At 39.6% G+C, this 9338-nt stretch carries 8 protein-coding genes; 4 read left to right on the forward strand and 4 right to left on the reverse strand.

The annotated features are described in order from the left end of the window. The first annotated feature begins 328 nt into the window (after nt 1-328). Genes AC1DPQ_RS08665 through AC1DPQ_RS08675 form a run of 3 tightly spaced genes read left to right on the forward strand, consistent with a single transcriptional unit; the run spans nt 329 to nt 2067 of the window. On the forward strand, nt 329-460 hold the full coding sequence (locus AC1DPQ_RS08665; RefSeq protein ID WP_477608841.1) for a hypothetical protein: 132 nt from the start codon (nt 329-331) through the stop codon (nt 458-460). Between the two features lie 4 nt (nt 461-464). After that, a complete protein-coding gene (locus tag AC1DPQ_RS08670; RefSeq protein ID WP_477578544.1) occupies nt 465-1277 on the forward strand; it encodes a DUF6544 family protein in 813 nt (270 codons plus the stop codon). A 22-nt stretch (nt 1278-1299) separates the two neighbouring features. Next, entirely contained in the window at nt 1300-2067 is a 768-nt protein-coding gene (locus AC1DPQ_RS08675) for a YoaK family protein (protein ID WP_477608843.1), read from the forward strand. Nucleotides 2068-2694: 627 nt separating this feature from the next. Here AC1DPQ_RS08675 and AC1DPQ_RS08680 read toward each other — a convergent pair. Then, entirely contained in the window at nt 2695-4761 is a 2067-nt protein-coding gene (locus AC1DPQ_RS08680; protein ID WP_477608845.1) for a glycoside hydrolase family protein, read from the reverse strand. A gap of 765 nt (nt 4762-5526) precedes the next feature. On the opposite strand from AC1DPQ_RS08680, the gene AC1DPQ_RS08685 reads away from it, so the two are divergent. Then, nucleotides 5527-6993 carry a serine hydrolase domain-containing protein gene (locus tag AC1DPQ_RS08685; RefSeq protein WP_477608847.1) on the forward strand — a complete coding sequence of 489 codons (1467 nt, stop codon included), beginning with the start codon at nt 5527-5529 and terminating at the stop codon, nt 6991-6993. Nucleotides 6994-7159: 166 nt separating this feature from the next. Here the strand turns inward: AC1DPQ_RS08685 and AC1DPQ_RS08690 are convergent, their stop codons facing one another. From AC1DPQ_RS08690 to AC1DPQ_RS08700, 3 genes are all read right to left on the reverse strand, one after another. Then, nucleotides 7160-7807, reverse strand: coding sequence for a Crp/Fnr family transcriptional regulator (locus tag AC1DPQ_RS08690; RefSeq protein ID WP_477578536.1), 648 nt, complete (start codon nt 7805-7807; stop codon nt 7160-7162). 172 nt (nt 7808-7979) lie between these two features. Beyond that, nucleotides 7980-9032, reverse strand: coding sequence for a response regulator (locus AC1DPQ_RS08695; RefSeq protein WP_477578534.1), 1053 nt, complete (start codon nt 9030-9032; stop codon nt 7980-7982). After that, nucleotides 9007-9338, reverse strand: a 332-nt coding sequence (locus AC1DPQ_RS08700; protein ID WP_477608849.1) for a sensor histidine kinase, incomplete at its 5' end; no start/stop codon positions are given. The genes AC1DPQ_RS08700 and AC1DPQ_RS08695, both read right to left, overlap by 26 nt.

The following is a 9338-nucleotide window of genomic DNA, read 5'->3' on the forward strand; positions in this document are numbered from 1 at the left end:
GGATCTTCCTGAAGAAATACATCCGCTTTAATACCAACAAACTTATTCCCTGGTTTATGTTTTTTATGGGAGCATTGCTCATATTACGGTCGGCCGATTTGGGTATTCCCTTTATATCCCCCAAAACTATAAATGCCTATGGACATGTTATAGACTGCCGATAAAAAATATCCATAGCAGAAATCCCAAAGGCTAAGCGCTATGGATAAATTGGCAACCTGTAAAGATTAAAGTGCCATACTGTTTACTTTGGCTAATATCCCATCTGGTACTTTTGCCGCAGGGAAAGCTGGAATCCGCAGACTGGGTAATAAAAATGGTCGGACAGATGGATGCCGAAGGTTTTGGGCATTGCTCCAATATGGAGGCCTGTGAGGTAGAATGCCCTCAGGAAATATCGGTTCTGCACATCGGAAGGATGAATTATGAATATAATAAAGCATTGGCACTAAGAAAATAAAGAAATGATCATCATCGCAGCTTACCTGGTAATTGCCGTTTTAGTCTTGTATGCCCTTTTGGTGCTGCTATCCAATTGGCGCTATAGAATCCAGCTTAAAAGATTGTTCTCTATCCGGGATAAATCTGCGCCAAGGGTTTTTAAAATTGATCAGCTTTTAGCTCTCCCAACTCCGGTTGAGAAATATTTCAGACTGGTGCTCAAAGAAGGTCAAAGTTACCCCGGTACCATCCGTTTAAAACATGGCGGCCAGTTTAAAATGGCTTTGGATAAGCCATGGATCCCGATCCGTGGTGAGCAGTATTTTACCACAGTTCCCGCTGGCTTTATCTGGAAAGGTAATACAGCCCTGTTCAGTGCAAGGGATATGTATATAGGAGATAAGGGAAAACTGGAGGTTTTTCTGTTTAATGCATTGAAGATTGTTAATGGCAAGGGTGATAAGTTCAATCAGGGCGAGCTGCTGCGATGGCTAGCGGAAAGCGTATGGTTTCCGACCAATCTTTTGCCGGATGAAAATAAGCAATGGTTCGCTATTGATTCAAAAAATGCGAGGCTCAAAGTGGAAATTAATGGATTGGTATTAAATTATCTGGTCTGCTTTAACGACAGGGGAGAAATTGAAAGCCTGTCAACCAAAAGATATATGGCAGAAACGCTTGAGACCTGGATTATTAATCTTTCTGATTACCGCGAAATCAATAACATTATTATTCCCACCTTAGCAGAAGCAAGCTGGAAACTAAAAGGGATAAAATATCCATACGCAAGGTTTGAGGTAAAACAGATAGAATACAATAAGTCCTTCCGATTTTGAAAAAATATCGATTATCCAAACCATGTTAAGACACTTCGGAGTTAAAAGAACCTATGCGCACAATTTGAAACTGGCAGTTTTACTGAGCCTGACCGCGGGTTTTGTAAACGCAGCTGGGTTTCTCGGTTTTTCGGCACTGACGACAAATGTTACCGGACATGCTGCGCTTTTTGCCGAAGGCATTGCCAGACAGGACTGGGGAATGGCCAGACTCATTGCGATCTGGATGATGCTTTTTCTTGCCGGAGCTTTCACGAGCAGCCTGATCGTTAACAAAATCGGCCACAACGCAAGGTTCTCTTTTACCATTCCTATCGTGCTGGAAATTATCATACTGATATTTTGTGCGTTCTCAGCCTTTGTAAAAACCCTGAAGTTCTCTAACAATTTTTTCGCCGGGTCCCTGCTTTTTGCCATGGGGCTGCAGAATGCTTTGGTTTCGGTAATTTCTGGTTCAGTTGTAAGGACTACCCATCTGACCGGGACCTTTACAGATTTGGGGATAGAGCTCGCGCAGCTGAGAAAAGATAATTACAAGGCTCAGGTCGAGCTCCTGTCTAGGATTAAACTCCGGGTTTCTATAATCCTCTTCTTTATGCTCGGTGCGCTATCAGGTGCATATTTGTATACCTGTATTAGTTTCCGCTCGTTTTTGATCCCCGGATCAATGCTCTGTTTTACCCTGCTGTATGATGTTTTTCGTCTGAATATCAAAAGATACTATTCTAATTTTCGCTACCGAAGAAGGGATAAGATCAAGGAAGCACCGGGCGATGGAAATGAAGTGTAGAAATAGCGGTTACGAAGTGTTTAGCTGGTGATCTGGATTCATCTATGCTATCTCTTAGGGATAGTGAACAGCCAGCTTGATAGGTAGCGCTTAAGGCAACGGGTGGGATGACTTGTGCATTTCACGATATAACTAATAAAATTTTCTATTGACATTAATCTGTTAATTTAACGAAATCGCAAGTCTGTCCATTGTTTTGGGCCGAGGCACTAAGACTTGCGCTAGATGGGAAATCACTTATTTATTTTTATTAGCGCTGTTAGCGTTATGCGGCCAATGTTCGACCCTTTTTTGATATTGTGAGGCTACAGTAAATTTCGAAAATTCGTTAAAAAATAAGGTTGAAGGGCAATATCGGAAAAAGAAACTACCATAAGTTTTTACGAACCAATGTGCTATTGTGAACTCTGGTGGCGAATTACAACTTCTTCAATCCTGCCAAGACATGTGTATAGTATTTATCTTGAAACTGGTAAATGCAAATTTATACATGTCATTAATTAGCTGATCTCCAACACTCAAAAGTTATTTCAGACGATAACGTCTATATTCTGAACACTGAGCATAATCACAAAAAAACACAATTACTTTCAAAAGGTAACTCCTCACTTATTGAATGAAGGATCTCTAATTTTTAAGTGAGGCAATTTTCACATTTTTAATTACGTTTTTTTTCGACCTTAATAGTAAGTTTTCAACTTTTAAATCGGGACGGAAAGAAATCATAGTGCGCTGACCAGCAATTTCAGTATCAATTAATGACCCGCCAAATTTGTCTTCATATTTAACAATCATTCTAACTGTAAACGGTTTATCTGTACCAGACAAATTTTCAATCGCATAATTACGCACACTGTTTGGTGATCCCCCCTCATGTAAGGATTTCTCAGTACCAGAAAAATTCTGAAGCTGTCCATTTCCATATTGTGCCCTTTTATATTTTGGACTGATTTGAACTTCAGAAGCATGGTCTTCACTGTCTGCGCCTAGAAAAAGTGCGCCTAGTTTTCCATTTAATTCAGTGCCCGGTTCTACATCGAAAGTCAATAGGAACGAAGAAGACCCTGTAGGAAATGTAGAAGTTTTTTTAATTTCTTTTGACAGTAACCTTTCTTTTTGGATTGCAGGTATGATCTCGTTCATCCACTTTGTTCCAATTCTGCCGTCGGGAGCCTGGACCATTTCATGTATAGCTAGTGTTCCACCCCAAGCTGCTATTGGAATCCAGCCAGCCAGCAAAAACCGGCCGTTGCTTATTTCTGTTACGGCTGGCACATTCATTCCATTGTAAAAGTCAAGCCCTGCTTTAACGCCATCTACAAATCTGTCCGCTGTTGCACCTGCTGGTTTTGACCAAAAACCGGTAAAACCACCAATAACGTAGTCATAACTTTGCCAGCGAAAGAAAAATGTACAATCGCCGCCAGGAGGGAAGTTTGGATTTACGGATTGCCAGCCACCATTAATGGACTTGGATTCCCACGTCCCTTTTGCTCCATAATTTGCCAACATGCGCAAGCGTCCCTCCGGATCTGTATAAACACTAGGGTTTTCGCAAGGATGAAATAAGATTTTTGATTTCTTGAACTTACTGATCCCATCTTCACTAATGGAATAGGTGGATCCAGCAGGATAGCCAGGAATGGTGTCGTATCGGAAAGAACCCGTAATGCCATGTTTATTGTAATAATCCCACTGTAAAGGCAACATGGTTTGTTCCTTAGGGTAAATCCGTGTGGTATGCAATCCGTAACTGATACAAAGTTTATTGTCAAAGATAAAAGGTGTACCAGTTCCAAACGCCTCCCATTGCTCCTCTATAGGCGTGGCGGCATCGTGTTCAACCCAGGTTTTAAAATCGGTGGTGGAGAGGTGCTCAAAATAATGGCCTCCTTTTCCAAATTTGCTGGCGTGACCACGGCGGTCAAATAAATAGAATAAATGGTAACGTCCCTTATAAAATAAAGTAGCAACATCTCCCACCCAGGCATTATGTCCCTGAGGCGTCCAGTATTGAATTTCAGCCACAGTTCTGGGTTTTTTCAAAGCCACTCTTTGCGGCTGCATTCCTGGGAAAAAAATTTCCGCTTTTAAAACAACTGAAGGATCTATGCTCCAGGTGCTTTGTTCGCCCCATTTTGGATATCCTATGGGGAAATCATTATCAAGAAGCTCATTATCAACGTATAAAGTCCACCGAACTCCGGAAAAATGAAGTACAAGCTCATGTTCTCCATTTAGTTTTTTCAACATCCCTAAAGGAATACCCACAGACATATCCCGTGGACCATTAGGCTCAGTTGGAGAATGAAGCCGGAGAGACGCTTCTAATGCTGGGTCAGAGCCATCTGGCAATAAATAAGCAGGATAGTTTTGACGTTTTCGATCCTTAGCGTCGTGATGAAATATTGTCACTTTTAACACTTCAGGGATATCAATAAGTGTCTTATTCGCACTTCCTGCTTTAAGATTGACCAGTAATTTTATGGTAAAGCTACTGCTATCTGACGGGGATTTGAAAATTGCGCTTCTTGTTTTTGACGAAAGCGTACTTAGCGCAGATCCTCCGGTAAATGTCCACGGTGTTGAGCGCAATATCAATTTAACAGCCTGTTGTTTTGATTGTGCGTAAAGCGTCACGGATAGTCCCATCATCAATACCAGGCAAACCGATATTTTAGTGATTAATTTCATATCTTATAATTTTAGATTTTCCAATTCTTTTAGAATTGTTGATTTTCTTTATTAATTTTCTTCTCTTATCGTAGCAGGTAACAGGTTCGAAAGATAAACATTAACCTAATTGATACTGATTAACTAAGTGAAAATTATTTGCTAATCTAATTCGTTCTAGCATCTCCCATCTAGTCTAGCGTCTCGCTAAAACCAAAGTCAAGGTAACACACTGGGTTATTTTTGAACGGGATTACCAATTAATTGAACGAATAAACAAAACCCCTTAACCTTACTATACCCACTTTTGTAAACAACAATTACATAACAACATAAAAGGCTATGGGACTATCAGGTTTAGGAATTTTCATACCATAATTGGTATCGCTGCCATTGCAGCGGCAATCATTTCATTTGTACGCTTTGGCAAAATTGATTTAACGCATCTTAGTGGTAAAATATACTTTATACTACTGCTGTTACGGCTTTAACTGCATTGGGAATCTCCAAACGTGGAGGCTTTAATCCCGGGCATGTTTTTTCGGTATTCATTTTTATTTTAGTGACGGTGGCTTTTTGGCTTTCGATAAAGCGGAGTACCAATAATCAGGCCCGCATTATTATCTCGTTTTAGAAAATGTCAAAAATGTAATTGCCGATATTAAAATATTATCTTTGTTTGATCGGATATGACTGTAAGACAGTGATAATTTCATTGTTGGTCTTTCATCCAACCGCCAGCCGTCCTTAACCATAAACCAATAATTGCTTTGCAAAACTAAAAAAATGCCATTGAATTCTTTTTCACGTTCCCTATCTCTTGCACTTTTTATCGTATTGATATTTTCCGCTAAATTATCTGCGCAGTCCGGAAATACTGTTCCAGAAAAACTTGCCGATAGAATTAAGGAAGTTGAAAAGAACCTGGGGCTGTGGGCTAAAGATCTTAACAGTAAGAAATACGATTTACAAGATAGGATGGCTAAATACAACATCAATGGAGTAAGTATTGCAGTGATCAAAAACTATAAAATAGATTGGGTAAAGGGTTATGGTTTTGCTGACGTTAATCGTAAAAAGCCCGTGACTATCAATACATTGTTTCAGGCCGGATCAATAAGCAAATCACTGAACGGGGTTGGTATTTTAAAACTAGTTCAGGATAAAAAACTGGACCTTAACACTGATATAAATGATCGTCTGAAAACCTGGAAATTTCCCTATGATCAGGTATCCAACAATAAAAAAATAACCCTTGCAAATCTTCTTAGCCATACTGCCGGTTTGTCGGGTCACGGTTTTAGTGGATATACCAAAGGCGATCGGATCCCGTCTATCTATGAAACACTTGATGGAAAAAAGCCTGCAAATTCGGAACCTGTACGCTCGGAAGATGAGCCAGGTAAGACTGCGGTATATTCCGGAGGAGGGATTACTATTTCACAGTTAATCGTGACTGACATTACTGGCGAGCTATATCAGGATTATATGTGGAATCAAATACTAAGACCTATGGGCATGACAAACAGCTTCTTTAACCAACCGCCAATTAGAAGTAAAGAGCGCTTTTTGGCAGTGGGATATTCATCCGATGGGAGCGCAGTCAATGATATCGGTCATAATACCTATCCCGAGCAGGCAGCCGCAGGCCTCTGGACAAATCCGACCGACCTTGCAAAATATGTTATAGAAACGCAGTTAGCTCTGGAAGGAAAATCTGAAAAAGTATTAAACCAGGAGATGACACGCTTAAGGCTTACGCCGTTTATTGATGATGAAAGTGCCTTAGGTGTATTTATAAAACAAAAGGGAAGTGAAAAATATTTCACACACAGTGGTGGAACCAATGGATTTATTTCTGAGTATATAGGCAGTTTTGAAAATGGGAATGGCGTAGTTGTGATGACAAACTCCGGAAATCCGGGAATCTCAACGGAAATTTTTAATAGTGTAAGTCAGATATATGGTTGGAAAGATTTTTACCGTCCTGTTGAAAAGAAGACCACTTCATTAGCAGATTCTGTGATGCGGAAATATATAGGGAAATATATGTGGTACGGAAAACCAGCATTTATCGTTATGGAAAACAATGAACTGTGGCTAAATACCCCAGTTAAAAGCAGGATAAATTTCACATCTGATGTTGATTTTTACATCAACGAAAAGGAGGGTGATTATAAATTTGTTACGGATTCAAATGGTATCGTTACTGGCTTTGTTAATTCCAACAACCGAAACTTTGACAAATTGTAGTAATTAAACAGTTATCTTTTTTGAAGATTTGCTCTCCTTTGAAAGAACTTCGAAAAATATGCTTGAAGGTCGGTATCGGAAGAAGAAGTTTTAAACTTTATTAATACAGGTTTGACTTATACTTCAATGTTCAAACAGTTTTTATAGAGAGATTGCCTATGCTGGTCTATACTATATTTGCTAAAGCTGCTTTAGCCTTGTTCAGTCCTGACCGGATACGGCTTAGGGTCTCCATTCTCATTCCCAGAAAGGAGGCAATGTACTTGAGTGGTACGCGTTCTAACAAACGCGGGTAGCTTAGGATAAACCGGTCGTAACGTTTTTTCGCAGTGGGCAGCCTACAGATGAATGCCCGCTCAAATGCGCTCCGATAATGGATTTCCATTATTTTTCTGCCCACGTAATTGACAATTTCAAACTGTTGGTATAATAACTTCGACATCTCATGGGGTACTGCAATGGCTAGTACCGGCTCAATGGATTCGATATATTCTTCAGATACCTCATCTGTCCATAGGTTTCTGATTGTTCCGGCAAGTTCATTCTCAATGGCAATCCAGGTGGTTATTTTTTTACTGCCCACCTTCAGGTAACCATGGGCGGCACCTTTAATGATCAGGAAAATATAATGGTTACGTTTTAGTGGAGAAGCAATATGCTTGTGCTTGGCGAAGCGGACGGGGAAAGTCTGTGCATTGATGATCGACTCTATGGCCTCATTTAATGGATGAAAATTCTTGAAAAGAGATATTAAGGGGGATTGAAAACCGAAGTTTTTCCATTTATCCTCCTCATCTACAGGAGTTAAGTTCATTGATGATCAAACCTAAGGTATTATATCTATATAAAAGGATTATTGGGCGAAAGGTTATTCCTTTGCGGAATAATCGAATCGTTGAGGCTACTTAAATTCTTTTAATGTTGTCACAGGAAGTTATAAAGGAATGCTTTTTTATAATAGCTATGGTATTTTAATATTATAGGCTTTAATTTTTCATTTTAGCTAGTCCATCATGATTAAGTAGCGTAATCTTTGTTCCGTTTCTATCAATGAGCAGCTCATCCTTGAAATCTGATAAGGTGCGGCTCACCGTTTCCGTTGCCATGCAGGCCATAGCGGCAAGGTCTTCCCTGGTAATATTGATTAAATTATCATTTACCTTTGCCTGTTCATATAGTCGGAGCAATGTACCGGCCATTTTTTTTCTCACTGAATGATAGGCCAGTTCCAACAGCTGTTCTTCTTTTGCTCTATTATCTCTGGAAAGCAAATGGATAAATTTTCTTGCTACCTCCGGATATAAATTAAGTATGGTTTCCATTTGATCTATTGGAATTAGGCACACGCTACTATCCTCAAGGGCTGTGGCAGTATCTGCATAACAACTATTACTTAATGCSGCATTAATTCCAAGATAGTCACCCTGAACATAAATCCCAGTCATCAGCTCCCTGCCATCCTTAGTCAGTTTTATGGTTTTAATTCTACCATGCGTAACTAGATAGAGCCCTTTTCCATGATCATCCTCATAATAAATTACCTGGTTCTTTTTGAAATCCCTGCTTTTTTTTTCTTCAATAATTTTATTGAATTTAGCAAGACCGTCTGTTTTCTCAACCAATACTTTGAATGCTTCAGTTCTGTTTTGGTGGGAAAGATCGTTTGCAGCTTTCTTTCTTAAACGAATATCAATGGCATTTAGCAATTCCATATCATCAAAGGGCTTAACCAAATAATCATCTGCGCCCAGTTCCATTCCTTTCCTAAGATCTGCATGTTCAGCCTTTGCAGTCAGAAAAATAAATGGAATTCCTGATGTCTGCTCATGCCTGTTGAGCATATATAATACACCATACCCATCAAGTTCGGGCATCATGATATCACAAAGTATGATATCAGGAACATGGCTGATGGCGAGTTCAACGCCACGCTTACCATTCTCAGCCTGATATACCGTGTAACGGGCCATTTCTAGAATTTCAACCAGGTTTGTACGTATCTCACCATGATCTTCAATAATCAATACTTTTTTGCCCATGGTTATTTTTTTGTGGGAAGGTCAATGTAAATAAGGTTCCTCTGTTAACTCTGCTTTTAAAACTGACATACCCATCCATCAAACCTGTATATCTGGAAAGTATACTCAACCCAAGCCCAGTACCTGATATATTACCCGTATTGTGGGCACGAAAAAAAGCATCGAAAAGATGTTTGTGATCACTTTCAGGAATACCAATCCCATCATCACAGATTCTGATGGTACAATTATGTTCATTAATCTTGGTATAAAACTGAATCTGACTATCGGCCCCTGAATATTTAATGGCGTTGTCTATTAATATGA

Source organism: Pedobacter sp. 01T416_2 (assembly GCF_056398925.1).